Source organism: Actinospica robiniae DSM 44927, assembly GCF_000504285.1.
GTDB classification, from domain to species: Bacteria; Actinomycetota; Actinomycetes; order Streptomycetales; family Catenulisporaceae; genus Actinospica; species Actinospica robiniae.
The window spans coordinates 8,922,899-8,948,292 of record NZ_KI632511.1 but is presented as its reverse complement, the minus strand read 5'-3'; the positions used below and the strand labels follow the sequence as shown (position 1 = coordinate 8,948,292).

Here is a 25,394-nt window from a genome sequence, read left to right as displayed (position 1 = left end):
TCCTAAGCCGTCGTCTTGATCGTGGTGCGTTCTTGCGAAAGGGCGGGCAGCGGCGGGGTGAGCGGGTTCTTGCGGAACCACGCGGAGATGTAGTCCAGGAACACCCGCACCTTGCGCATGGTGTGCGAGCCCGGCGAGTGCACCGCGTACAGCGAGCGGGCCGGTCCCTGGAACTCCGGCAGAACCCTGACGAGGGAGCCCTCGGCCAGGTCCGCCATCACCGTGCGCATCGGCATCAGGGCCATGCCGCGGCCGCGCAGCGCCGCCTTGCGCAGGGTCAGGTAGCTGTTGGAGGAGTACACCGCCGTGATCACCTTCAGCCGGGTCTGCTCGTCGCCGTGGCGCAGCGTCCAGATCGGGTCGTTGATGTGCACCAGGCAGTCCTGCTCGGCTATCGCGACGGGGTCGGTGAACGGCCCCCGGCCTTCCAGGTACGACGGCGCCGCGCACAGCACGTAGTCGATCCCGGCGATCCGGCGCACCAGGAGCGTGCTGTCGCGCAGCTCCCGGGTGTGGAAGGCGATGTCGTAGCCCTTGTCCAGGAAGTCGAAGGTGCGGTCGGACATGCCGCCCACCTCGAACCGCACGTGGATCTTGGGGTGGTCCACGGCGAAGTCCGCGATCGCCTCGCCGAGGTCCAGGTTGCCGATCCACTTCGGGCAGATCACCGCGAGCGGACCCTCCGGCCGGTCGTGGATGCCGCGCAGCGCCTCGTCCTCCGACTCGATCTCCTCGATGATGCGCTGGGAGAAGTCGAAGTAGCGCCGTCCCACCGAGGTCAGCGTGACGGTGCGGGCGGTGCGGTTGACCAGCCGCAGGCCGAGCTGGTTCTCCAGCTCGGCCACGTGCCGGGAGACCAGCGAGCCGGAGATGCCCAGGTGCCGCGCGGCCTGGCTGAAGCTGCCGTGCCGGCCGACGCCGACGAAGCTGCGCATCACCGTGATCCGGTCCATGGTCCTGCTCCTTCTGCCTGCTGCCGGTGCCCGCCCGGTCGACCGGGCCGATGCAGCTAGATCGATCTAGTAGGGAGGTAGCAGAGACTGTCTCGCGCGAAGGGCGGCAAGTAAAGCGGTGCTCTGCGACCCGGAGGCCCGAATCCCTCAGACGCGGGTGTATCCGCGCAGGTCGGGGAAGGGAGGCCGGCGGTCCGGCTGAAGATCGACTTGGAAGGTGTTGAGCAGCATCGCCAGCATGGAGAAGTTGCCGAGGGCGCCGATCAGGTCGACCAGGCCCTGCTCGCCGAAGGCCTCGAGCCCGGCCGCGAAGGTCGCGTCGGCCACCAGGTGCTCGGTCAGCACCTCGGTGGCGAACCGGTGCAGCAGCGCCGCCTCGGCGTCCTCGAACGCCGGGTCCTCGCCGCGGGCCAGCCGCTCGAGCGCGGCCCGCTCCAGCCCGGCGTCCACGGCCTTGTCGATGTGCGCGTTCCAGGAGTACTGGGCGTCGAAGTGGCGGGCGGCGACGAGCAGGCTCAGCTCGCGCAGGCGCAGCGGCAGCGCCGACTCGAACCGGCAGTAGGCGCCGAGCGCCTCGACCTTCTCGCACAGCTGCGGGCTGCGCAGCCAGACCAGGAACGGGCCGCGGGTGCCGCCGCGGCGGGCGGTGATGCGGGCGCTGAGCTCGGCCTGCTCGGGGCTCAGTTCGGTCAGGGGCCCCAGACGCATGGGCGGACTCCTTCTTCGTTTGCGGGAGCGGCTGGCCACCGGCCGCGCCGGACGACGCGGTAGTGAGCCATTGCCACCTTCGCCGCGGCCGGGGGATCTTGTCTACGGCCCGGGCCCGAATAACGCCTCCACGGCGTGCAGGCTTAGTGTTCGCGGGAGGCGGGGCACGGGCGCGCACCTGGGCCTTTAGGCTTCAGGCCATGACCATCATCAAGGCAGCGTCCGTCACCCGGCTCGGCCGGGGCGGCGGCGTGGAGACGATTCCGCTCATCACCCGGCACTCCGCCGCCGAGAAGATCACCATCACCTCGGGCATCAGCACCTACCCGGTGGGCACCGGCGCGCCGATGCACTCGCACAACTGCGTCGAACACGTCACGCTGCTCAGCGGCGTGGGCGAGTGCGTGATCGACGGCGTGGCCACGCCGCTGGAGCAGTACGACACCACGTACGTCGAGGCGGGCATCCCGCACCTTTTCCGCAACACCGGCGACGAGCCGATGCGGATCCTGTGGATCTACGACACCGACTACGTCACGCGCACCTTCACCGAGACCGGCCGCACGGTCGAGCACCTGTCCGCGGACGACCGGATGGTCGAGGACTGATTCAGGCTGCGCGTATCAGCGCACGATCAGAGCCTCGGTCTGCCGTCGGACCTTGCGCATCCACAGCAGGCGCGAGATCCGGCGGCCGGCGAAGAAGAACACGAGCACGGCCGCGAGCACCGGCAGGTAGAGCACGAGCACCGGCCGGTCCAATCCGATCGCTATCAGCGCATTGATTCCGCCGGTCAGCACGATGCCGTTCGCGGCGAGATCGAGCAGCCCGCGGTGGCGCACCCGCCGGGGCACCACCCAGAGCAGGACGGCGGCCAGGAGCAGGCTCAGCGCCGGGAAGAAGCGCCAGTAGACCGTCAGCGTGCGGTGGTCCGGCCAGTCCGGCGTCTGCAGGTCAGAGGAGCCGAACTCGAGATCGACCACGTCCCCGCGCCAGATCAGCGCGGTCCCGGTCTCCCCGGGCTGCAGCCGCGACCAGGCCGCGTCCGCGGCGCGCACGTTCACCTGGGTCGCGCCGGCGCCGATGCCCTGCACGTCCACCCACTCCACCGCGTCGTTCCCGCCGCCGCTGGAACCGCGCAGCGAGACGGTGACCGGGGTGCGCACGACGCAGTCCCCGTGCGTGTTCGCCGAGCATGTCGGCGCGGCGGCGAAGGCGTAGGAGGCGAGCTGGTGCGGGACGTAGAAGACCGCCGTCCCCACGGTCAGCACGGCGGCGAGGACCACCATGGCGAGTTGGGCGACCCGCGGTGTCAGCCGCCCCGCCGGACGCGTGCCGCCGGGCTCAGCGGACTGCCGGGCCATGATCCCCCTCCACGCCATCGGTTCCATTGACGCAACCACTGTACGGGGCCCGGAAAACTGCCGCCATACGCATGCGTCTTGCCCGACGGGGGCGCCACGAGGGATTTCGCGGCCGCGCCCCGGCCCCGGCGGATGAGGCCGGAACCGGGGCGCGGCAGGCGGATCAGCCGGCTACCCCGATACTCTCGAACTTCACCGGGACGACGTACGAGACGGCACCGGAGGCGGGCTCCGGGTCGAACGAGACCTCGCCGGTGCCGGAGCACGGCACCTTGACGTTCGTGGGGATGGGCAGCGGAACCGAGTACTGCTTGAACGTCGCCAGCGGCGTGATGAAGACGACCTCGCCGTTGGACCAGATCAGGTTCGCCTCGATCGAGGTCGCGGCGGTGCCGGTGTAGCCGACGTTCGCGGCCACCGGCGGGAGCAGCAGCTTCACCTCGACGGACTGCCCGGCGATCGGGCTGCCGGTCGACGCGGCGGCGGCGCAGTTCACGCCGATGACCGCGCCGCTGTTCGCGGCGCCGCTGGAGGCGAGGCCGGCGACCGAGCCGGTGAAGTACTGCTTCGGTCCGACCAGCGGGCCGAGGTCGTCGGCCGAGGCGGCGGCGGGCAGGACGGCCAGGGCGGTGGCGGCCACGGCCAAGACCGCGGCGCCCCGGCGGAGCGTTCCGGACACGGGGGATCTCCTTCGCTCAGACGGATGGAACACGGATACGCGCCGTGGCCCGGCAGCACGGGCGGGCACGGTGCGGGTGTGCGTGCCTCGGGTGCGCGGTGAGCATCCCCACCGCCGGGATCGCGGTCAAGGGAGTGCGGAGCGATTGCCCCGGATGTTCGCCGACCGCGAACACCGTGTCCTGTCCGTGGACAGATCGAGCGCTCAGCCGCGCAGGACCGAGGGATCCGCTATGACCCGCTGCACCACCGCGGTCGCGGCGCCGATCATCGGGCCCTCGCGTCTGAGCTCTGATACGACCAGGCCCTCCGGCTGCCACGGCCGGATCCGCACCCGGGCGCCGAGCTCCGTCTGCATCCCCGGCAGCAGCCAGTCCGCCAGCTCGGCGTACGCGCCGGCGAGCACCACCGTCTCCGGGTCGACGAGGTTCACCGCGCCGGCCAGCGCGATGCCGAGCGCCCGCCCGGCCTGGTCCAGCGCGCCGAGCACCGCTTCGCGCCCGGCCCGGGCGCTACCGGCCAGCAGCGCGACCCGGTCGGCTTCCATCGCCTCGCCGGTCAGGCCGCACTCGCGCAGCACGGCCTCCTCACCCGCGTACTGCTCGAGGCAGCCGTGCGAGCCGCAGGCGCACGGGCGACCGTCGGGATAGACCGGCATGTGGCCGAGCTCACCGGCGAACCCGCGCTTGCCGCGCAGCAGCTGCCCGTCCACGACCACGGCGGCACCGATGCCCGCCTCGGCCGAGACGTGCACGAAGTCGCGGGAACCGGAACCGCGCCACAGTTCCGCCAGCGCGCCCAGGTTCGCCTCGTTCTCCACCGCGAGCGGCAGCGCGCGCAGCCGGTCCGGCAGCAGGGCCCTGAGCTGCCCGATCAGGTCGACGTCGTGCCAGCCGAGGTTCGGCGCGTGCACGACGGTGTCGCTGGTGCCGATCAGACCGGGCACCGCCACCCCGCCGCCGACGATGCGCAGCCCGAGCTCGTCCGCCCGGACCAGCGCGGCCTCGGCCACCTCGGCCAGGTTGCCGGCGACCTTCTCCGGCGGCTGGCCGCGGTGCCCGGCCGGGCGGCGGATGTGGATGCGGACCGCGCCGCTCAGATCCACCACGCAGGCGCCGGCGTGCTCGACCCCGACGTCGAGGCCGAGCCCGGCCGGCCCGCGGTCGTTGAGCGAGACCACCGTGCTCGGCCGCCCCACTCGGCCCTCCAGCGCCGCGCCGCGCTCGCGCAGCAGCCCCGCCTCGAGCAGTTCGTTGACCAGGCTGCCGGCCGCGGCCCGGGTCAGCCCGGTCGCCTCGGCCACCTGCGCGCGCGAGGTGGCGTTCAGCCGGGAGACCGCGCCGAGCACCAGCGCCAGGTTGGCCCGGCGCATGCTCTGCTGCGAAGCCGGGCCCTCGGCCGACGAGGCGTTCACGGTGGTGCGGTCCTTCCGTCTGTGCGTCTCGCGCGGGGTTGGTCTCGCGGTGCGGGCGGCGCCAAGCCTTAGACCGCGCCGCCGAGCAGCGCGCCGGAGCGGGCGCGCACCGCGCCGATCCGGTCCAGCGCCGCCTGGTCCACGGGCATCGGATCATAGAGGGTGCCCCCGCGGGTGTCCCAACGCCGGGCGACCTCGTCCGCGCTCTCGCCGGTGACCAGCCCGGCCGCCTGCGCGGCCGCGCCGAGCGCGACGACCTCCTCGGCCGCCGGCACCTGCACCGCGCGCCCGGAGAGCCGGCGCACCGTCGAGCGCCACGCCTCGCCCTTCGCGCCGCCGCCGATCAGCATCAGCGGTCCGTCCGCGGCCGTCTCGCCGCCGGCCTTGAGCACCTCGTCCACCGCCGTGAGCAGGCTGTAGGCGGCGCCTTCGTAGGCGGCCTGCAGGATCTGACCCGGCGTCGTGTCGTGCCGCAGGCCGTAGAAGAGCCCTGAGGCGTAGGGCAGGTTCGGGGTGCGCTCGCCGTCCAGGAACGGCAGCACCACGACCTCGCCGCCGGCCTCCACCGCGGCCCGGTCGAGCCCGAACCAGCCGGCGATCCGGTCCACCGCGAGCGTGCAGTTGAGCGTGCAGGCGAGCGGCAGCCAGCCGCCGAGCGAGTCGGCGAAGCCCGCGACGGTGCCGGTCGGGTCGGTCGGGCGGCCGCGGGTGACCGCGTAGGCCGTGCCCGAGGTGCCCAGGCTCACCACCGGCACGCCCGGCTCGAGGCCGAGGCCGAGCGCGGCGGCCATGTTGTCGCCGGTGCCGGTGCCCACGCGGGCGCCGGCCCGCAGCGGCGAGCCGGTCCGGACCTCGCCGACCGTGGAGCCGGGCTCGGCCACCCGCGGCAGGAACGCCGGGTCGAGGCCGACCTCCTCGAGGATCTTGGCGTCGTACCCGTCCGGTCCCCACCAGCCGGTGCCCGAGACGTCACCGCGGTCGGTGACGTACTCGCCGGTCAGCCTCCAGGTCAGATAGTCGTGCGGGAGCATCACGCGGCGCACGCGGGCCGCGGCCTCCGGCTCGTTCTCCCGCAGCCAGTCCCACTTGGCCACGGTGAACGACGCGCCGGGCACACTGCCCACGCGTTCGGCCCAGGCGCGCTCGCCCAGCCGCTCGGTCAGCGCCTCGGCGTTGCGGGCGCTGCGCACGTCGTTCCACAGCAGCGCCGGATGCACCGCCCGGCCCGCCTCGTCGAGCGCGACCAGCCCGTGCTGCTGGCCGCCGATCGAGACGGCCACGGCCGTGTCGGCGTACCCCGTCTGGCCCAACGCCTCGGTCAGCGCGTCCCACCACTGCTCCGGGTCGCTCTCCCGCTTGGCGCCGCCGCTGACCGTGTGGGCCGCCCGGCCCTGGCCGACCACCCGCCCGGTCGCGACGTCCACGGCCAATGCCTTGGTCGCCTGGGTCGAGCTGTCGACGCCGATCACCACGTCCGCCGCGGCCATTTCGCCTCCCTCTTCGCGATCCCGGGCCCGCGTCCGACACGCGGGGCTTCCCAAGGGCCGCACCGGCATACTAATTTGTTTTCTGCGTTTATCAATAGCGCGTGACCGGCGACGACGCCTGCGCGCGCGGTAATGACCCCTGGGAGCACCCCGTGAGCAGCACATTGACCCCGCGTCCGGCGGACAAGTTCACCTTCGGCCTGTGGACCGTCGGCTGGCTGGGCCGCGACCCCTTCGGCGACGCCACCCGCGCGCCCCTCGACCCGGTCGAGACGGTGCACAAGCTGGCCGAGCTCGGCGCCTACGGCGTCACCTTCCACGATGACGACCTGATCCCGTTCGGCTCCTCGGACGCCGACCGGGCCCAGCACATCGCCCGGTTCAAGGCCGCCCTGGCCGAGACCGGCATGAAGGTGCCGATGGCCACCACCAACCTGTTCACCCACCCGGTGTTCAAGGACGGCGCGTTCACCTCCAACGACCGCGACGTGCGCCGTTACGCCCTGCGCAAGACCATGCGCAACATCGACCTCGCCGCCGAGCTCGGCGCCGAGACCTACGTCGCCTGGGGCGGGCGCGAGGGCGCCGAGTCCGGCGCGGCCAAGGACGTGCGCAGCGCGCTCGACCGGTTCAAGGAAGCGTTCGACCTGCTCGGCGAGTACGTCGTGGAGAAGGGCTACAACCTGCGCTTCGCCATCGAGCCGAAGCCGAACGAGCCCCGCGGCGACATCCTGCTGCCGACCGTCGGCCACGCCCTGGCGTTCATCAACAGCCTCGAGCGCCCGGAGATGGTGGGCCTGAACCCCGAGGTCGGCCACGAGCAGATGGCGGGCCTGAACTTCCCGCACGGCATCGCGCAGGCGCTGTGGCACGGCAAGCTCTTCCACATCGACCTCAACGGCCAGAGCGGCATCAAGTACGACCAGGACCTGCGGTTCGGCGCCGGCGACCTGCGCTCCGCGTTCTGGCTGGTGGACCTGCTCGAGACGGCCGGCTACGAGGGCCCGCGCCACTTCGACTTCAAGCCCCCGCGCACCGAGGACTACAGCGGCGTGTGGGCCTCGGCCGCCGGCTGCATGCGCAACTACCTGGCGCTGAAGGAGAAGGCGAAGGCGTTCCGCGAGGACCCCGCCGTCCAGGAGGCGCTGCGCGCCGCCCGCCTCGACGAGCTGGCCCAGACCACCCTCGGCGCCGGCGAGAAGCTGACCGACCTGCTGGCCGACCGCAGCGCCTTCGAGGACTTCGACGTCGACGCCGCCGCCGCCCGCGGCATGGGCTTCGAGCACCTCGACCAGCTCGCGCTGGACCACCTGCTCGGCATCTGAGGCCGCACGGACTGCGGTTCGCGCCCCCGGCCGCACCTGGGGCCGCGAACCGCGACTAACGGGACGACGGGCGCTCAGGCGCGGCCGGACGCGGGCCGAAGTGAGGGCGGCCCGCGCCCTGCGCGCCTCGCCCGTCGCCTGACGCGCTCTCTTCGGTCCTGGCCCTACGCTTCGCTACGGGCCAGGACCGGGGGGAGCGCACGGCTACCTGTGCCTACCTGGGGGCACGGCCCCCAGACCCCGACGCCGGGGACACCCCGGACCCCGCGCGCAGGTCAGGTGGGGGTGAAGGTGCTTCGGCAACAAGAGGTTGTTGGGGCGTCAGTTGTTGGCGTCTGGTCCTATGCGGCGTCAGATCTTGGTCGTACCAGGTTGGGCCGGTTCGGGCGTCTGTGTGGCTTTCGTCTCACCCGGCACGCTGCGGCTGAGAAGTTCGCGCGCGAGTCGTTCGGCTCCCGGCGCGTCGCGGTGGAAGATGCGGTCCGCCAGCTCTCGGTGTGCCTCCGCGTCGAGCAGCTCGGCTGAGCGCAGGTCGAGCGGTGCCTCGCCCATCGCGATCGCGCCGTCGACGAGGCTGTTGAACGCCAGCAGGTAGGCCAGGTTCCCGCAGCCCTCGACGATCAGCCGCCACCATGCGATGTCCGCCTCGTTCAGGTCGGTCAGGTCCGGCCCGCGTCCGCCGTACGCGTCCGCTGCCGCCACGATCTCGGCGCGCGCCTCGTCTCCACCGCGCAGTGCGCACAGCCGCGCCGCGTCCGCGCCGACGCAGGCCCGCATCTCCAGCGCGTCGTGCACCACGCCCGGCACGCTCACCGCGTCCAGCGTCCCCGGCACGTCCACCACGAGGTCGAGCCCGGCCGTGCGTCGCCAGTCGAGCGCCCGCGTGCGGCCGCCGTGGAAGACCTCGATCAAGCGGGACTGCTGCAGCCGCTTGACCGCTTCGCGCACCGCGTGCCGGTTCACCCCGTATTCCAGCGCGAGCTCGCGTTCCGCCGGCAGCGCGTCGCCGGGCGCGATGGCGCCGGTCAGAATCAGATCCCGCAGACGCGCGAACACCTGGTCGGACAAGGGCTCACGGCGCAGGGCGCGCGCCTCGTCGGCGCGGGTGCTGGTCACACCGATAGAGCATGCCCGTCCGCGAGCGGGCGGGTCAACACGAACTGGTCAACTGTTTGGACCAGCTATTGCCAACCCGGCGTCCGCCGCCCTAGCCTCCATCCCGTGAACCTGACTACCTACGCGATACCGGCGTACGTGCTGCTCATCCTCGTCGAGCTGGTCTCCTACCGGTTCGTGCCGGATGAGCGGGAGCAGGGCTACACCGTGCGGGACACGGCGACTAGCCTGTCCATGGGCCTCGGCTACGTCGCTCTCAACCTGGGCTGGTCGGCGATCTACCTCGGCGTCTACCACCTGACCGCGCATCTGACGCCGCTGCACCTGCAGGCGACCTGGCTGAGCGCGATCGCCGTGTTCGTGGGCTGGGACTTCTGCTACTACTGGGAGCACCGCGCCGACCACCGCGTCAGGATCCTGTGGGCCTCGCACATCAACCACCACTCGAGTCAGCGGTTCAACCTCTCCACCGCTCTGCGCCAGCCCTGGACCGGCATCGGCAACCTGCCCTTCGGCCTGCCGCTGGTGCTGCTCGGCTTCTCCCCCGCGATGATCTTCACGGCGCAGAGCCTGAACCTGCTCTACCAGTTCTGGATCCACACCGAGCGCATCGGCACGATGTGGCGGCCGATCGAGCTGGTCATGAACACCCCGAGCCACCACCGCGTCCACCACGGCTCCAACCGCGGCTACCTGGACCGGAACTACGCGGGCGTGTTCATCGTGTGGGACCGGATGTTCGGCAGCTTCACGCCGGAGACCGAGCAGGTCGTCTACGGCCTGACACAGAACATCGAGACGTACAACCCGTTGCGCGTGGCCTTCCACGAGTACGCCGCCATCGGCCGCGACCTGCGCACGGTCCGCACGGTGAAGGACCGGTACACGGTGCTGTTCCGCAGCCCCGGCAAGGCGTACTACGCGGTCAAGCGGGCCAAGTCCGCCCAGTCGGCCCAATCCCCGCTCGCGGCCGAGCCGGCGTAGGGGGCAAGTCCTTCAGGCTCCGGGGCGGCGCAGATAAGGGCAGTGCCGACAGTCGTTTCTGCAGCACTTGCCCTGGGAGACCAAGGCGGCCGAGGTGAAGACGAACAGTCCCGTGTCAGGATCCGCATAACCGGGCCGCCCGCTGAGCAGGGCGGCCCGGTGAGCGGCCATGATGCGTGCGTGCGAGGGGTGGTCGGGGGCGAGCCGCGCGGGGTGCGGCTCGGCCAGCACGTCGACCGGCGCGTCGTCGGCCTCCAGATCACCACTCCACATGGGTATCAGGGTAGCGGTTCGCGGGCCTGCGGATTGTCGTTCGCCAGGGTCCGTCCTCGGTCCGGGTCGACTCCGAGCGCCACTGCTGCCGCGACGGCGAGCTGCTGGCCACGGACGGTAGCGAGGATGCATTCGGCCATTGAGCCGAGTGCCGGAAAAGTAAGATCCGGCGCGCCGTTCACTCGTACGGCGGCAGCGCCCTCGGGCTCCTCTAGAAGGCTGCTGATACTCACCATCGGCACGTTGCGCGAGAGCAGGCTCGCGCGCAGCTCGGCGACCGCCTCGTCGCAGCCTCCGTCGCCGGCCAGCAGGACGGCGGTGGTCTCGGTGTCGAACCCGCCGACCGGCCCGGTGCGGAAGCCGTCGGCTGAGAAGCCCTCCACCGCCAGCCCGGCCGTGTCGCGCAGCATCCGAGCCGTCTCGAGCGCGGCGGGCACGAGGTAGTCGCACCCGACGACGGCGATGCGCCGCGCCGCGACCAGCCGTGCCGCGGCGGCCTCCGCCGGAGCCGTGTCCGCGAGCAGCTCGGCGACGAGCTGGGCGAGCGCCTTGGCGGACTGCGCGTTGCCGAGCACCGCCTTGCTCGTCTGTGCGGTGTCGGAGGTCGCGGGCAATCCCTCGACGATCGCCAGGAGCGCGAGCATCAGTCCCGTCGTCGACTTGGTGGGCGACGCCGCGAGTTCGAGCCCGGCCGCGAGGTCGATGCAGAGCGCCGCCGACATGGCCAGCGGCGAGCGCACGTCGTTGGTCACCGCGATCAGCGTCGCGCCGGCCTCCGCGTAGTGCGAGGCGAGCGCCAGCACACCCGGCTCCGAGCCGGACGGCGAGAGCACCACGGCAAGCCGCCGCCGGTCGCCGGCGTCCTCGGAGGCGATGGCCGGATCGGCCGGCTCGACCGGCGTGAGCACGCGGGCCGCGATCCCGCACCGCGCCTCGACGGCGTGCCGCCCGAGCATCGCCGCGTGCTCGTCGCGCGCGTCGGCCAGGAAGACGACCTCGTCGAAGCCTCCCGCCTGGGCACTCAGCACGCCGGCCTGTTCGGCGAAGTGGGTGACGTGCCGGGCTAGGTTCCCGAGCACGTCCGGCTGCTCGCGCATCTCCCCCCGGATATGCCGCCCGGCCCGAGCCGTGCTGGATCCAGGGGCGGTCATGACTGTCGAAGTCATCCTCGTATTCCTGTCGTCGTCCGGGAACCGCCGCTGTCGCGGCGACGATGGAGATGGATGCCCCGGCACCACAGGGATGATCATAGGACGACCCGATCGGATGGCGGGAGATCTGCCATGAGGGGGACCCTACGCTCAAGGACGGCACGAATGGCGTACCCGGTATGCGCAGCAAGGCCTTATGCGACAAGTCAATTGACACCCTGTTAGGCAGACCCTTCGCCGACGAGGAAATTGGTGGGGCGACGCTCCGCCAAACGGGTTACCGCATGCGGCCTAAACATGCCGTGAGCCATGTGAACTGTGGCAAACCGACTAAGTCGCCAAGGCCGGCGATCAGGGTGGCGGGCGGCGTCGTGGCGATCACACGGGCGACCGGGGGCCGCGGCAATATCCTTACTTTTCGCCACGCTCTCGTACCACCGCGACGGCCGGGCCCGCCGCTACTAATCTCAGTTTCGTGATCTTCAGTACCGGCCCTGCCACGCCGACTGTCGCTCCGTGGGCCTCGGACTACGGACGAGGGGGCGCATTCGCTGGTCCGAATGTGGGAATCGGCGCTGATTCTGCATCAAATGAGGGATGCTCAGCGTCTGCCTCGCTCATATCCGGGTAAGCGGTTTGATGTCCAGCCATACCAACATATGATGGGCTGAGAAACGCGAAACGCCGACTTGGCCTGTCTCTAGCGCGCCTGGAATCGCCGTGAACGTGTTTTCCCGAAGAAATGTCCTGGTCGGGGGCGCTGCGGCGCTTGCGGCCACCGTCGTCGGGGCGGAGGGGGACCGCTTTGAGGGCGGCCGCTCCGGATCCGCGAGCCAGTCCGTGGCCGGCCAAGCCGATTCCCCCGTGCAGCAGCGCGGGGCACAGGCGGCACGTCCGGCACGGATGATCGGCGACGGGTCCACCTCCGACACCGGTCCCCAACCCAATCAACCCATACCCGAGCGTCTCGCGCCCGGCGAGAGGCCGCCCCAGTTCGTCGTCTTCTCCTGGGACGGCGCGGGCGAGGACGACAACCACCTCTTCTCCCACTTCCGCCAGGCCGCGCAGGAGACCAACGCGACCATGAGCTTCCTCCTGTCCGGCATCTACACCCTGCCGGAGAGCCAGAAGATGCTCTACGCGCCGCCGGGCAAACCCGTGGGCGCCTCGGCCATCGGCTACCTCAACGACAACCACGTGCGCGCCACCATCGAACAGACCGGCCAGGCCTGGCTCGAGGGGCACGACATCGGCACGCACTTCAACGGCCACTTCTGCGACTCCCGGGGCGTGGGTACCTGGGGTCCGGACCAGTGGCGCAACGAGATCGAGCAGGCCGTCGGGTTCGTCCACCAGTGGAAGACCAACACGGGCTTCCACGATCTGGCGGCGCTGCCCTTCGACTACTCGAAGGAGCTCACCGGCGGTCGCACCCCCTGCCTGATCGGGCAGGACCAGCTGCTGCCGACGGCCCAGGCACTCGGCTGGACCTACGACGCGAGCTCGCCCGGCGGCCTGCAGATCTGGCCGACGAAGCGGCACGGAGTGTGGGACTTCCCGTTGCAGTCGATCCCCCTGGTCGGCACGAAGTACGAGGTGCTGTCCATGGACTACAACATCATGTACAACCAGATCGGTCCGGACCCGGACTCCGGCAGCCCGCTCAAGCGTCCGTACTGGCAGCAGCAGGCCACGGATTCGTACATGGCCGGCTTCAACCGCGCGTACACGACGAACCGGGCGCCGTTCTTCATCGGCAACCACTTCGAGACCTGGAACGGCGGGATCTACATGACCGCCGTCGAGGACGCGCTGCGTCAGATCGCCACCTATCCCGACGTCCGACTGGTCTCGTTCCGCCAGATGGTCGCCTGGCTCGAGGCGCAGGACCCGAAGGTGGTCGCCAAGATGCGCCTGCTCGACCCGGGGATGGCGCCGGACGACTGGCGCGACTACACCACACCGGTGGGCACATCCAAGGAGGAGGAGACGAGTTCGAGGTCGATGGCGATCTAGTCGCCGCGATCGCAGCCTGCTGATCCAGCCTTCGGGCGCAGGCAGGGCCGAGGCCTGAGGCCTGGGCAGGGCGGTCCTTGGAGGGCCACGGTCGATGCGGCCGTGGCCCTCAGGTGCTCAGGCGGGTCAGACAAGCGCGCCGCTCGCAGTATTGGTTCACGACTGTCGCACGACTTTCGGCTCTCGTCATCCGAGCTTCAGAAGTCGGACACCCGCCCGGCATAGCTTCGCAGCCGTGGATCCGAACGTACGCCTCCTGTCCCCCGAACCCGCGTCACCGGATGTCGCGGGGTCAGACCCGGTAGCCGAGGCGTCGAGCGCAACGGCTTTGCTGCGGCGGTTGGGGCCGAGCGAGAAGGACTCGGTGCGGGTCTGGCTGCTCTCGCGGCTCGCCATGGTGGCGACGACGTGGATCGTGGCGTGGACCGGGTTCGGCAGCACGGGGAAGAATCCGCACGGGCTCGCCTCCGTCTGGCAGCACTGGGACTGGGTGCGCTACCAGAAGGTCGCTGCCACCGGCTATCAGCACGACACGCTGCACGGCGCCTCGTACGCCTTCTTCCCGGGCTACCCGGCCCTGCTCTGGGTCGTGCACTTCCTCCTGCGGTCGTGGGTGTTCTCGGGGCTGCTGATCTCCCTGGTCACCGGGCTGATCGCGTGCGTGGCGCTCGGCCGGATCATCGAGATCGAGGCGACCGCGGTGCTGGGCAAGGCTCGGGCCCGGCAGGCCGTGCGGGACGGGCTGACGCTGTTCGCCTTCGCGCCCGCGGCCGTCTTCATGACCGCGGGGTACACCGAGCCGCCCTTCATCGCGCTGACTCTGTGGGCTTGGCTCTTCGCGCGGGAGCAGCGGTGGGTGCTCGCCGGAGTGCTGACCGCCGTCGCCTCATCGATGCACATCAACGGGCTCTTCGTCATGCTCGCGCTCGCCGTCGTGTTCCTGCAGACGCGGCCGCGCGGGGTGCGGGGATGGCTGCGCGGGTGGGCGATCGCCCTTCCGCTGCTGCCGGTCGGCGGGTACATGCTGTGGCTCAAGCACTTCACCGGGCAGTGGAACGCCTGGGAACGCGCCGAGCAGATCGGGTGGAACCGGCACTTCACCCTGCCGTGGCAGACGCTCCTCAACACCTTGCGCTACGCCTCCGCCGAGAAGGTGCCGGCCGCCACCGCCTTCGAGTACCAGCTCGAGATCGTGGTCACCTTCATCGGCATCGCGCTGGCGATCTGGCTGGGCTACCGGCGGCGTTGGGCGGAGTTCGTCTACGTCGGGTTCTCGGTCGGCTCGCTGGCCACCTCCCACGTCTATCTCTCGGTCAACCGCGAGACGCTGACCTGGTGGCCGCTGTGGGCGCTGCTGGGCATCTGGTGTGTGCAGCGCAGCTGGTTCCGGGCCGTGTACCTGACTGTCGCGGCCCCGGTCACCTTCACCATCGCGATGCTGTTCCTGCAGTCGCGCTGGGCCGGCTGACCGGCGGCGAGGAAAACGAGGGCGGGCCGGGGAGAATCCCGGCCCGCCCTCATGCTCCCCGCGGGCTCAGCCGCCAGCGCCGATCAGGCGGCGGCGCACGCCGGTCCACGCCTCGGCGTCGGTGATCCGGCGGCCGTCGATCAGGGTGCGGATGCCGGGCAGGTCGGCCGGGACGAGCTTGCGGTAGGCCTCGTGGTCGGTCTGCACGATCGCCGCGTCGATGGTCGATCTCTGGGCGTAGGGCTCGAAGCCGAGGGCGCGCAGCTCCTCGTCGGTGTACATCGGGTCGGCCACCACGACCTCGGCGCCGCGGGCGGCGAGGGCCTGGACCGTCGGGAACACGCCCGAGAACGCGGTCTCCTTGACCCCGCCCCGGTACGCCGCGCCGAGTACGGCCACGCGGGCGCCGTCGAGGCTGCCGTGCTCGAGCTCGAGCAGGTCCACCGCGTAGGCGGGCATCGCGGCGTTCGCGGCGCGGGCCACCCGGACGACCTCGGCGTCCTGGTCGTTCCACAGGTACATCCGCGGATAGACCGGGATGCAGTGGCCGCCGACGGCGATGCCGGGCTGGTGGATGTGGCTGAACGGCTGGCTGTTGCAGGCCTCGATGACGTCGGCCACGTCCACGCCGATCCGGTCGGCGTAGCGGGCGAAGGTGTTGGCCAGGCCGATGTTGACGTCGCGGTAGGTGGTCTCGGCCAGCTTTGCCAGCTCCGCCGCCTCGGCCGAGCCGAGGTTCCACACGCCGTTGGGGCGCGGCAGGTCCACGCGCTCGTTGAACTCGAGCACCTCGGCGTAGAACGCGGCGCCGCGCTCGCCGGAGGCCTCGTCCACGCCGCCGACCAGCTTGGGGTACTTGCGCAGGTCGGCGAAGATGCGGCCGGAGTTGACCCGCTCCGGGCTGAAGACCAGGGCGAAATCGGTGCCGGCCTTCAGGCCCGAGCCGGCTTCGAGCATCGGGGCGAAGCGCTCGCGGGTGGTGCCGACCGGCAGCGTGGTCTCGTAGCTGACCAGGGTCCCCGGGCGCAGGCCGGCCGCGACAGCGCTGGTGGCGGCGTCGAGCGGGCCGAAGTCCGGCACGTCGTCGGTGTCCACGACCAGCGGCACCACGATGACCACGGCCTCGGACCCGGCCACCGCGGCCACGGTGTCGAGGCCGGCGGTCAGCAGGCCGTCGGCCACCGCCTGCTTGAGCCCTTCGGCCAGGCCGGCCTCGCCGGGGAACGGCTCCTCGCCCGCGTTCACCAGGTCGACGACGCGCGGGGAGATGTCGACCCCGACGACGCGGTGGCCGAGGCTCGCGTACTGCACGGCGAGCGGGAGGCCGATCTTTCCGAGGGCGACAACGCAGATCTGCACGGGATGGGTCCGTTCGGGGAGGAGGCAGGAGGGTCGGCGGCCTGACGGCGTCAGGCGGCCGGGATCGGGCGGGTCTCGCCGGAGCGCGCGGACTCGAGCACGGCCTCGGCGACCATGACCGCGCGCAGGCCCTGACGCGGCGTCACCACGCCGGCGTCCTTGCCCTCGACGGCGTCGCGGAAGGCCTCGTGCTCGACGGTCAGCGGCTCGCGCTTCGGTATCGCGTAGCGGGTCATGTCGCCCTCGGACACGCCGCGGAAGACGGACACGGCGTCCCACTCGGTGCGGGTGGAGCCGTTGGCGAAGAAGGTCAGGTCGGCCGTGAGCGTGTCGGCGACGAAGCAGCCGAGCTCGCCGGTGACGATGGAGACCCGCTCCTTGAGCGGGGAGAGCCAGTTGACCAGGTGGTTGGCGATGACGCCGGAGTCGAGCTCGCCGAGCACGGTGACCAGGTCCTCGTGCGGGCGTCCGCTGCGGTGCGCGGTCTTGGCGGCCACGCTGCGGTACTGCGCGCCGGTGACCCAGCCGGTCAGGTCGAGGTCGTGGGTGGCCAGGTCCTTGACCACGCCGACGTCGGCGATCCGGTGCGGGAACGGGCCCTGGCGGCGGGTGGCGACCTGGAACACCTCGCCGAGCTCGCCCGCCTCGAGCCGGCTGCGCATGCTCTGCAGCGCCGGGTTGTAGCGCTCGATGTGGCCGACCGCGGCGACCAGGCCGCGGCTTTCGAAGGCCTCGGCGACGCGGCGGGCGGCCGGGGTGTCGTGCGCGAGCGGCTTCTCGATCAACGCCGGGACGCCGGCCTCGGCCAGCTTCAGCCCGACCTGCTCGTGCAGGGCGGTGGGGCAGGCCACGACGACGTAGTCCGGCTGGAACTCGAGCAGTTGCTCGACGGTCCCGACCAGCGGGATGCCGCCGAGGGCGTTGTGCGGGTCGCCGCCGGGGTCGGCGGCGACGACCAGGTCGACTCCGTCGAGGGCGCGCAGCACCCGGGCGTGGTGGCGGCCCATCGCGCCGAGGCCGACTAGGCCGGCGCGCAGACGGGGCTTGGTGGTCATCTCTGAACGTCTCCGAAGTCGAACGAACGCAGCGCGGCGACGATCCGGTCGAGGTCGGCGTCGGCGAGCGAGGGGTGGACCGGCAGCGACAGCACCCGCGCGGCCGCGTCCTCGGTGGCCGGGAGGTCGGCGCCGACCGCGGCCGCGGCGAAGGGCGGGAGGCGGTGGACCGGCGTCGGGTAGTACAGCCCGCTGCCCACGCCCTGCTCGGTCAGGTGTTGCTGCAGCGCGGCCCGGCGCTCGGCCGGGACGCGCAGCGTGTACTGGTGGTAGACGTGGGTGGCGCCGGCGGCGGGCGCCGGGGTGAGCACGCCGGGGATGCCGTCGAGGCCTGCGGTGAGCTTGGCCGCGTTGGCCCGGCGCTGCTCGTTCCAGCCGGGCAGCTTGCGCAGCTGCTCGCGGCCGATGGCGGCGGACACGTCGGTCATCCGCAGGTTGAAGCCGACCAGCTCGTTGGCGTAGATGCGCTCCATGCCCTGGTTGCGCAGCAGGCGCAGGGTGCGGGCGACCTCGGCGTCGGGGGTGACGACCATGCCGCCCTCGAGCGCGTGCATGTTCTTGGTCGGGTAGAAGCTGAAGCAGGCGGCCCGGCCGAAGGTGCCGACCGGGCGGCCGTCGAGGGCGGCGCCGTGCGCCTGGGCCGCGTCCTCGACCACGGCGAGGCCGTGGCGCTCGGCCAGCTCGCCGAGGCGGTGCTTGTCGGCCGGGTGGCCGTAGAGGTCGACCGGCACGATCGCGGCGGTGCGCGCGGTGACCGCGGCGGCGGCCGAGTCCGGGTCGAGGCAGAAGGTGTCCGGGTCGATGTCCGCGAACACCGGCTTGGCGCCGACCAGGGCGACGGCGTTGGCGGTGGCGGCGAAGGTGAACGAGGGCACGATGACCTCGTCGCCGGCGCCGATCCCGAGCGCTATCAGGGACAGGTGCAGGCCGGAGGTCCCGGCGTTGACGGCGACGCAGTGCCGGCCGTCGACGAGCCGGGAGAATTCGTCCTCGAACGCGGCTACCTCAGGGCCCTGCACCACCCGGCCCGAGCGCAGCACCCGCACCGCCGCCTCGATCTCCTCCTCGCCGATGACCGGCCGCGCGGCCGGGATGAAAGCAGGGGTCTGATCAGTGCTCACGTCGCCGCCTCGCTGGAGCTCGGTAGGCTCGTTCGCCGGCGCTGCGCTCTTCGGTTCGCTCGCAAGCTCACGAAGCTTCTCCACGATGGTCCCGTCGCTTTCCTGGTAGAGCTCGCCGGTGGCCGGGCAACGCCAGGCGCCGTCGCCGGCCGGCTCGAGCCGTTCGCCGGAGCGGCCGACCCAGCCGGCCCAACGCGCCGGAACGCCCAGGACGAGGGCGAAGTCCGGCACGTCCGCGGTGACCACGGCGCCGGCGCCGACCATGGCCCAGCGGCCGATGGTGACCGGGGCGACGCACACGGCGCGGGCGCCGATGGAGGCGCCCTCGCCGACGGTCACGCCGACCGCGTGCCAGTCGCAGGTGCGCTTCTGCTTGCCGTCCGGGTCGACCGAGCGCGGCCGGTGGTCGTTGGTGAACACGGCGGCGGGGCCGATGAAGGCGCCGTCGCCGACCACGGCGGGCTCGTATACGAGGGCGTAGTTCTGAACCTTGACATTGTCGCCGAGGCGCACGCCGCTGCCGATGTAGGCGCCGCGGCCGATGACGCAGTCGCGGCCGAGCACGGCCTCCTCGCGCACCTGGGCCAGATGCCAGACCGAGCTGCCGTCGCCGATCTCGGCGCGCTCGTCGACGTCGGCGCTGGGGGCGACGCGCACCGCGGGGTTCACCGGACACCCGCCACGGCCGTGGAGGACGCGGCGCTGCCGCGGGTCTGGGCGACCAGCTCGGCGACGGCGGCGGCGAACCGGTCGTGCGGGTTGACCGCGTCCAGGTCGTGCTCGGCCCAGCTGCGCGCGGCCTCGCGCAAGAGGTCGAACTCGGCCCGGCCCTCGCCGGACCAGGCTTGCAGCGTCGCGCCGGCCTCCTCGGCACTGATCGCCACCGCGCCCGCGCCGGCCTTCTCGACCAGTTCGGCGGCGCGGCGTATCGGGCTGGTGAGCACCGGCATGCCGCAGGCCAGGTACTCGTAGATCTTCGACGGGATGGCGCTTTCGAACGCGGGCGTGCTGTGCAGCAGCGACATCCCGACCCAGGCGCCGCGGGCCAGCCGCCAGGCCGCCTCCGGAGGCATCCGGCCGTGCAGCCGCACCCGGCCGGCCGCCGCCGAGGCGGACTCCCACTCGGCCAGCCGGTCCCGGTCCCGGGCGGCCACCGGGCCGACCACGTCCAGCTCCCAGTCCGGGGCGAGTTCGAGCGCGCGCAGCATGTCGAACAGGCCGCGGCTCTCGCGCACGTCGCCCACGTACAGCGCCCGGGGACGCTCGTCCAGGCCGCCGCGCTTCGGCAGGAGACTGAGATCCGGCAGGTTGCGCACGACCAGCCGCCGCTCCGCCCTGTTCGGCGGCACGTGCTGGTCGGCCACCACGGTCAGGTCGGCGCCGCGGCTGAGCGAGACGGCGGTGCGGGCCCAGATCCGGGCCACCGTGCCGCGCGCGCCCTTCGCCCAGGCCCGGTCGTCGAGCAGGGCGAGGTAGTCCTCGTGCATGTCCACGGCCAGGCGGCGGCGCGAGAAGACGCGGTGCAGCCGGGCGGCGGGGATCAGGTCGGGATCGAGGGTCACCACGACCCGGCCGTGGGCCCGGCCGGGCAGCAGCAGCGCCTGCACGCCGCGCCCGGCTATGCCGCGCGAGGCGGCCGGCCGGAACGCGGAGCCGGCCGGGGCGTCCTCGGCCCGGCCGCGGGCGATCACCTCGACGCTCAGCCCGGCCCGGCGCAGGGCGGCGCAATGCCGGTGCAGCCGGGCGTCGGCCACGTCGTGGCCGGAGCTGAGGATGGTCACGTCCGCGTCAGGGCGCATCTCAGATGTCCTCCATCGACATGGCGTCGTCGAGCGGATCGATCTCGTCGTCGGCGGTCTCGTCCGAGGCGTTCTCGGACTTCTTCGGCCGCGGCACTCCCTGGAACTCGAGGTACTCCTCGGTGACCTCGTCCGGGCTGCCCTGCCGCACGATCTCGCCCTGGTGCATCCAGACGCAGTCGTCGCACATCTCCTTGATGGCGGCGAGGCCGTGGCTGACGATGATGATGGTGCGGGCCTGGCCGACGAGCTCCTGCATCTTGTCGTAGGACTTGCGCCGGAAGTGCGCGTCGCCGGTGGACAGCGCCTCGTCGACCAGCAGCACGTCCGGCTCCAGGTGGGTGGAGACGGCGAAGGCGAGCCGGCCGTACTGGCCGGAGGAGTACGCCTTCATCGGCAGGTCGATCGCGCCCTCGAGCTCGGCCCACTCGGTGATCTGCTGGAACCGCTCGTCCACCTGGCGCCGGCTCAGGCCGGCCGCGAGCGAGCCGAGCACGACGTTGTCCCGGCCGGAGAGCTGACCGTTGAAGCCGACGCCGAGCGCCAGCAGGGTGCTGATGCGCCCGTTGACCACGATCTCGCCCGAGCTCGGCGGCAGGATGCCGGCGATGGCGCGCATGAGCGTGGACTTGCCGGCGCCGTTCGCGCCGATGACGCCGAGCACCTTGCCGTGCTCGATGTCGAGGGTGACCCCGCGTACGGCGTGCACCATCCGGACCCGGCGGTCCTTGCTCTTCTTGCCGAAGTTGGTCACCGTGTGCCGCAATGTGTTGGCCCGCGGGTTCACGATGGTGCGGTAGTCGACCTTGACGTCCTTGATCCGGATGGCGAGCCGGTAGTCGTCGTCGAGCTCGGCGTCCGCGGGGCCCGCGGCGGGGCGGGTGGTGGCGGCGGGCGCGGTGGTGAGGTCAGAGGCGGACAGAGAACTCACGTTCCCTTCTGATGAAGACGAGCGTGCCGACGACGAGTGCGGCGACGGCCCAGCCGGCGCCTTCGAGCAGCCAGGAGGTCTCCGGCCTGAGGTTGTAGACCAGGGCGTCGCCCCAGGAGCCGATCATCGGCGCGAGCGGGTTGACCGCGATGACATGGGCCTTGAGGTCGTGCTTGTCCAGCTGGGTCTGCAGCTCCCACAGCACCGGGGACATGAACATCCAGATCCGGGTGACGTAGGGCAGGAAGTTGGAGAAGTCACGGAAGTAGACCTGCAGGGTGGCGCAGATCAGACCGAGGCCGGCGCCGAACACCAGGACCTCGAGGAACGCGGGGATCGCGTAGAGCGCGGCCACCCCCCAGTGCAGGTGCTGGAGCTGGTGGACGACCAGGAAGACCAGCATGCACGGCAGGAAGCGCATGAAGGCGATCACCATCTGGGTGATCGGCAGCACCATCCGCGGCAGCCGGCTGTTGAGGATCAGCCTGCTGCTGCCGATGATCGAGCCGGCCGACTGGCTGAGCATGCTGGCGAAGAAGGTGTAGACGAACAGGCCCGCCAGCAGCATGGAGAAGTAGTTCGGGGGGTGCTGGCCGTTGCTCAGGATGTCGGCCAGGACGAAGTAGACCAGGCCCATCAGCAGCGGGTTGAGCACCAGCCAGAGCTGGCCGAACACGTTCGTGTAGTTCTGCCCGCGCAGGGTGCAGCGGGCGAGTTCGTAGACGAACTCGCGGCGCGCCCACAGCTCGGGGAAGTAGGTGCGGAGCCGGGGCACGCCGGAGCGGCGGGACCGGAACACGTGGTGTTCGGTCGGGGGCACGGCGGCGGCCCGCGGCGGGGAGATGGTCTCAGGCATCGGTGTCGATTCCGGCCGGTTCGGTTAGGGGGGTGAGGTCAGCGCGGGGCGCGGGGACGGAGACGGCGGGCGGCTCGGGCCGGGGCTCGGCCTCGGCGAACGGGGCGCGGTCGAGCTCGAAGCCGACGGGCAGCCGCGGGTGGCGCCGGGCCAGGTGCCAGCCCATCGGGATGGCGTGCGAGTCGCCGAGCACGAGCTGCTCGACGCCGGACCACTCGATCCGGCGCAGCACCGAGCGCCGGGCCACGCGCCACATCACGTAGGGGCGCAGCAGCCGGTAGAACCTGCTGTAGATCTTGGTGTCCAGCGCCTTGTGGACGCGGCGCAGGGCGCGGCCGAGGCGGGCGAGCGGGTGGCGCGCCTCGCCCTCGCCCAGCGGGTAGATCCGCACCCGCGGGTCGAGGCCGGCCTCCTGCCAGACCGCGGCCTCCACGGTGACCAGGCCGACCGGCACGCCTCGCGCGAGCAGGTAGGCGCTGGTGTCGCACACCGACCTGGCCCGGGTGGTGCCGATCGCCAAGAACAACACCCGTGGTCGGTGCGTGTCCGCAGGCACTGTGCTCATTCGTGCTCCCTCGCCGGTCCGTACTCAGTGGCTCCCGCGCCGGCGGCCGCCGGCGCTGCGACCCCGTAGATCTCGGCCAGCCGGCCGGCCACCGCGGCGGAGCCGTAGCGCGCGAGCAGTTCGGCGCGGGCGCGGTGCGGGTCGAGCCGATCGGCCTGCCCGGCCAGCCGGCGGTATCCGTCGACGATGACGCGCGGGTCGTCGCTGACGTCGATGAGCAGCCCGGCCACCCCGTCGAGCCCGGCGAGGGTCTCCTGCGGGCCGCCGCAGGCGGTCACCAGCACCGGCATGCCGGTGCCGACGGCCTCGACCGTGGTCATGCCGAAGGTCTCCGACTTGCTCGCGTGCACCAGCAGATCGTGCGCGTGCATGAACTCGAACACGCGCTGCGGCGGCACCGCGTCGTGGAAGGCCACGCGGTCCGCGAGCCCGAGTTCCTTCACCCGGGCGCGCATCGGCTCGATCAGGACTCCGGAGCCGAGCAGCGTCAGGCGCAGCTCCGGCTCGTCCTCGGCCGCGATCGCGAAGGCCTCGACCAGTTCCGGCACGCCCTTGGTCGCGGCCATGTTGCCCACGTACAGCCAGCGATGCAGAGCCTTGACCGGCTCGGGGCGCACCGGCATCGCGGCGATGTCCACCGCGTTGGGCACGACGTGCAGCTTGGCCGTGTGCGCCGGGAACTCGGCCGCGAGCTGGTCGCGCAGCACCCGGCTGACGGCCAGGAAGGCGTCCGCGCGCTCGATCACCTGCGCGTACAGGGCGCGCGAGCGCGGCTGGCGCAGGATCTTGCCGAGGAAGGAGGCGTGCTCGGTGACCACGATGCGCGCGTCCGGGCGGGCGAAGCGCAGGGCGAGCCAGCCCCCGTAGATGCCCACGTGCCCGTGCACGACGTCGGCCGAGAATCCGTCGGGCAGCACGGCCCGCAGCGCGGACTCGTGCGAGTGGGCCCAGTCGGCGTAGTCGCGGCGCGGGGTGACCGGCACCGGGATGTCGGTGACCCAGTACCCTGCGTCGCTCAGCCGGGAGCGGTGCTCCACCCGCTTGGCCGGGCCGGTGGTCAGCGCCGCGTAGGCCTTGCGCACGGCGCGGGCCGCGACCGGGTCCGCGGGGCCGGTCCAGTCCTCGGTGTCGTAGAGGTCGACCCGGTCGAAGAGGCCGGTCACCGCGGCGGTGCTGACCTGCACGAACGATCCGGCGAACGGACGCTGCACGGTCGGGTGCCACGGCGTCGTCACGGCGAGCGTGGTCCCGGTCATCGGCCCGACCTCTGCTCGACGACTTCGCGCAGCCGCTGCTCGAACGGCCCGAGGGTGTTGGCGCGGGTGTAACGCTCGGCGTGGTCGAGGGCCGCGTCGAACTCGGGCTCGGTCAGGTCCCGGGCGGTCTTGGCCGCGGCGACCATCGCGTTGGCCACGCTCTGCGGGTCGAGCCGGTCGATGCCGTACCAGAGCGGGTCGCCCTCGAGCACGTCCGTGGCCGCGATCCCCGGGGCGTGCACGGAGACGATCGGCTTGCCGGTGGCCATGTATTCGAAGATCTTGCCGGAGGTGACGTACTTGGCCCCGGCGGCGAGGAAGACGAGCACGTCCAGGCTCTGATACGTCTGGCCGACCTCGGTCTTCGAGAGCGGCCCGCGGTGGCTGACCCCGAGGCCGGCGTCGGCCGGGATCCGGGCGACCATCTTGTGGGCCGTCTCCTTGTAGAAGCCGAGGTGGCCGTACAGGTCGAGGGTCGCGTCGGCGAGCTCCGGATGGGCCTTGGCCGCGCGCCAGCCGTCGAACAGGGTGGAGAGCGGCTGCGACTCGGTCAGGGTGCCGATGTAGCCGAAGCGCAGCGGACGTCCCACCGCCGGGCCGGGGTACTTCGCCCGGCCGAGGATCTCCGGCTCCCAGCCGTTGGGCACCACCATCATGCGGTCCGCGGCGGCCGGGTAGCGCTCGGCGTGCCAGGCGCGCAGCCCCTCGTTGACGAACGCGGTGACGGCGGCGCCCTCGATGGCGCGCCGTTCCCAGGCCCAGGCCGGGTGCCCGGCCGGGTACTTGTCCTGCTCGGAGAACAGGTCGAGCGTCCAGGAGTCGCGATAGTCCAGCGCGTACGGCACACCGGTCAGCCGATGCAGCCAGGAGGCCGCGGCGAAGGAGGCGAAGGGGTTGCCGGTGGCCAGGATCAGGTCGAACCGCTTGCGCGCGTGCTGCCGCAGGGCGCGGGCGACCACGTGCGGAATCCAGGAGGCGTAGTGCTCCGGGAAGAAATGACGTTGCAGGTAGTTGTAGCCGACATTCGCCAGCACCGGCATGTTCGCGCGAAACCGCCCGTACTCCCGGACTTCACGCCAGCGGAAATAGCCCATGCCCGGCCGGGATACCTCGATACGCGGGTCCAGCCCGGCTTCCAGCGATTCGTCGACGCTGCCGATGTACTTGGTGTAGAACTCGCGCGGGGCGGTGTGCACGGTGACATCCCAGCCCGCCGCGGCGAACTGCTCCGCGGTGGCGCGTGCCCGGTAAACCCCGCTGGACCGGCTCGGCGGGAAGAAAAAAGCCAGGTACAGAATCCGGGGCGGTCGGGAGTTGGATGTACGGTCTTTCATTGTCCCTGGCTGTCGTGGCGGCGTGCTCGGGCGTTCAACGGGTCCACCAAACAAGTGCCGTGCGAACGGCAGGTGTCGTCGATCTCGTGGGTTCGTGTCATCTCGCCGACGATTCGGCACGCTTTCCCCTCGCCGGGTGAAGGCTCGGTGAATTGTCGTCGGGGTGCGCGGAGACGGGCCG

Annotated in this window: 23 protein-coding genes and 1 pseudogene; 5 read left to right on the top strand and 19 right to left on the bottom strand. The window is 71.7% G+C overall.

Going from position 1 to position 25,394, the window contains the following annotated elements:
• Positions 1 to 2: 2 nt before the first annotated feature.
• Positions 3 to 953, bottom strand: coding sequence for a LysR family transcriptional regulator (locus tag ACTRO_RS38480; RefSeq protein WP_034271231.1), 951 nt, complete (start codon positions 951 to 953; stop codon positions 3 to 5).
• Positions 954 to 1,100: 147 nt separating this feature from the next.
• Positions 1,101 to 1,661, bottom strand: a complete 561-nt coding sequence (locus ACTRO_RS38475) for a carboxymuconolactone decarboxylase family protein (protein ID WP_034271229.1) — start codon at positions 1,659 to 1,661, stop codon at positions 1,101 to 1,103.
• A gap of 200 nt (positions 1,662 to 1,861) precedes the next feature.
• Between ACTRO_RS38475 and ACTRO_RS38470 the strand changes: the two genes are divergently transcribed.
• On the top strand, positions 1,862 to 2,269 hold the full coding sequence (locus tag ACTRO_RS38470; protein WP_034271226.1) for a cupin domain-containing protein: 408 nt from the start codon (positions 1,862 to 1,864) through the stop codon (positions 2,267 to 2,269).
• A 15-nt stretch (positions 2,270 to 2,284) separates the two neighbouring features.
• Here ACTRO_RS38470 and ACTRO_RS38465 read toward each other — a convergent pair whose 3' ends face one another.
• From ACTRO_RS38465 to xylB, 4 genes are all read right to left on the bottom strand, one after another.
• Positions 2,285 to 3,025, bottom strand: coding sequence for a hypothetical protein (locus ACTRO_RS38465; protein WP_034271223.1), 741 nt, complete (start codon positions 3,023 to 3,025; stop codon positions 2,285 to 2,287).
• 163 nt (positions 3,026 to 3,188) lie between these two features.
• Positions 3,189 to 3,704, bottom strand: a complete 516-nt coding sequence (locus ACTRO_RS38460; protein ID WP_034271220.1) for a hypothetical protein — start codon at positions 3,702 to 3,704, stop codon at positions 3,189 to 3,191.
• A 204-nt stretch (positions 3,705 to 3,908) separates the two neighbouring features.
• Positions 3,909 to 5,117: an ROK family transcriptional regulator gene (locus ACTRO_RS38455; protein ID WP_034271217.1), complete on the bottom strand. Its 1,209-nt coding sequence runs from the start codon at positions 5,115 to 5,117 to the stop codon at positions 3,909 to 3,911.
• Positions 5,118 to 5,185: 68 nt separating this feature from the next.
• Entirely contained in the window at positions 5,186 to 6,604 is a 1,419-nt protein-coding gene (gene xylB, locus ACTRO_RS38450) for a xylulokinase (RefSeq protein ID WP_034271214.1), read from the bottom strand.
• Between the two features lie 164 nt (positions 6,605 to 6,768).
• Between xylB and xylA the strand changes: the two genes are divergently transcribed.
• Entirely contained in the window at positions 6,769 to 7,929 is a 1,161-nt protein-coding gene (gene xylA, locus ACTRO_RS38445) for a xylose isomerase (protein ID WP_034271211.1), read from the top strand.
• A gap of 351 nt (positions 7,930 to 8,280) precedes the next feature.
• Here the strand turns inward: xylA and ACTRO_RS38440 are convergent, their stop codons facing one another.
• Complete coding sequence (locus tag ACTRO_RS38440) at positions 8,281 to 9,045, bottom strand: FadR/GntR family transcriptional regulator (protein WP_211244555.1); 765 nt, start codon at positions 9,043 to 9,045, stop codon at positions 8,281 to 8,283.
• Positions 9,046 to 9,150: 105 nt separating this feature from the next.
• Between ACTRO_RS38440 and ACTRO_RS38435 the strand changes: the two genes are divergently transcribed.
• Positions 9,151 to 10,029 (top strand): sterol desaturase family protein, encoded by an 879-nt coding sequence (locus tag ACTRO_RS38435; protein ID WP_051452051.1) that lies wholly within the window; start codon positions 9,151 to 9,153, stop codon positions 10,027 to 10,029.
• 12 nt (positions 10,030 to 10,041) lie between these two features.
• Here the strand turns inward: ACTRO_RS38435 and ACTRO_RS38430 are convergent, their stop codons facing one another.
• A complete protein-coding gene (locus ACTRO_RS38430; RefSeq protein WP_051452050.1) occupies positions 10,042 to 10,302 on the bottom strand; it encodes a C1orf53 family protein in 261 nt (86 codons plus the stop codon).
• A gap of 5 nt (positions 10,303 to 10,307) precedes the next feature.
• Entirely contained in the window at positions 10,308 to 11,453 is a 1,146-nt protein-coding gene (locus ACTRO_RS44530) for an SIS domain-containing protein (RefSeq protein WP_169740009.1), read from the bottom strand.
• A gap of 720 nt (positions 11,454 to 12,173) precedes the next feature.
• Between ACTRO_RS44530 and ACTRO_RS38420 the strand changes: the two genes are divergently transcribed.
• Together ACTRO_RS38420 and ACTRO_RS38415 are read left to right on the top strand one after the other, a co-directional pair.
• Positions 12,174 to 13,469, top strand: a complete 1,296-nt coding sequence (locus ACTRO_RS38420) for a polysaccharide deacetylase family protein (RefSeq protein ID WP_051452048.1) — start codon at positions 12,174 to 12,176, stop codon at positions 13,467 to 13,469.
• Positions 13,470 to 13,704: 235 nt separating this feature from the next.
• Positions 13,705 to 14,937, top strand: a complete 1,233-nt coding sequence (locus ACTRO_RS38415) for a mannosyltransferase family protein (RefSeq protein ID WP_169740008.1) — start codon at positions 13,705 to 13,707, stop codon at positions 14,935 to 14,937.
• A 66-nt stretch (positions 14,938 to 15,003) separates the two neighbouring features.
• Here the strand turns inward: ACTRO_RS38415 and ACTRO_RS38410 are convergent, their stop codons facing one another.
• From ACTRO_RS38410 to ACTRO_RS38370, 10 genes and pseudogenes are all read right to left on the bottom strand, one after another.
• Positions 15,004 to 16,296 (bottom strand): nucleotide sugar dehydrogenase, encoded by a 1,293-nt coding sequence (locus tag ACTRO_RS38410; protein ID WP_034271208.1) that lies wholly within the window; start codon positions 16,294 to 16,296, stop codon positions 15,004 to 15,006.
• Between the two features lie 50 nt (positions 16,297 to 16,346).
• Positions 16,347 to 17,351, bottom strand: a complete 1,005-nt coding sequence (locus ACTRO_RS38405; RefSeq protein WP_034271205.1) for a Gfo/Idh/MocA family protein — start codon at positions 17,349 to 17,351, stop codon at positions 16,347 to 16,349.
• Positions 17,348 to 18,472, bottom strand: coding sequence for an aminotransferase class I/II-fold pyridoxal phosphate-dependent enzyme (locus tag ACTRO_RS51220; protein WP_034278663.1), 1,125 nt, complete (start codon positions 18,470 to 18,472; stop codon positions 17,348 to 17,350). The genes ACTRO_RS38405 and ACTRO_RS51220 overlap by 4 nt, the downstream gene beginning before the upstream one ends.
• Positions 18,473 to 18,718: 246 nt before the next feature.
• Positions 18,719 to 19,036, bottom strand: a pseudogene (locus ACTRO_RS51215) (acyltransferase); the annotation flags it as partial.
• Positions 19,037 to 19,137: 101 nt separating this feature from the next.
• The gene (locus ACTRO_RS38395) at positions 19,138 to 20,271 is read right to left on the bottom strand and encodes a glycosyltransferase (protein ID WP_051452046.1); all 1,134 of its coding nucleotides are present in this window, start codon (positions 20,269 to 20,271) and stop codon (positions 19,138 to 19,140) included.
• Between the two features lies 1 nt (position 20,272).
• Positions 20,273 to 21,202, bottom strand: a complete 930-nt coding sequence (locus ACTRO_RS38390; protein WP_211244554.1) for an ABC transporter ATP-binding protein — start codon at positions 21,200 to 21,202, stop codon at positions 20,273 to 20,275.
• Positions 21,180 to 22,058 carry an ABC transporter permease gene (locus tag ACTRO_RS38385; RefSeq protein ID WP_051452045.1) on the bottom strand — a complete coding sequence of 293 codons (879 nt, stop codon included), beginning with the start codon at positions 22,056 to 22,058 and terminating at the stop codon, positions 21,180 to 21,182. The genes ACTRO_RS38390 and ACTRO_RS38385 overlap by 23 nt, the downstream gene beginning before the upstream one ends.
• Positions 22,051 to 22,623, bottom strand: a complete 573-nt coding sequence (locus ACTRO_RS38380; RefSeq protein ID WP_157436683.1) for a hypothetical protein — start codon at positions 22,621 to 22,623, stop codon at positions 22,051 to 22,053. The genes ACTRO_RS38385 and ACTRO_RS38380 overlap by 8 nt, the downstream gene beginning before the upstream one ends.
• A complete protein-coding gene (locus ACTRO_RS38375) occupies positions 22,620 to 23,879 on the bottom strand; it encodes a glycosyltransferase (protein WP_051452044.1) in 1,260 nt (419 codons plus the stop codon). Before ACTRO_RS38375 ends, ACTRO_RS38380 begins: the two co-directional genes overlap by 4 nt.
• A complete protein-coding gene (locus ACTRO_RS38370; RefSeq protein WP_034271199.1) occupies positions 23,876 to 25,213 on the bottom strand; it encodes a glycosyltransferase in 1,338 nt (445 codons plus the stop codon). The genes ACTRO_RS38375 and ACTRO_RS38370 overlap by 4 nt, the downstream gene beginning before the upstream one ends.
• Positions 25,214 to 25,394 lie beyond the last annotated feature (181 nt).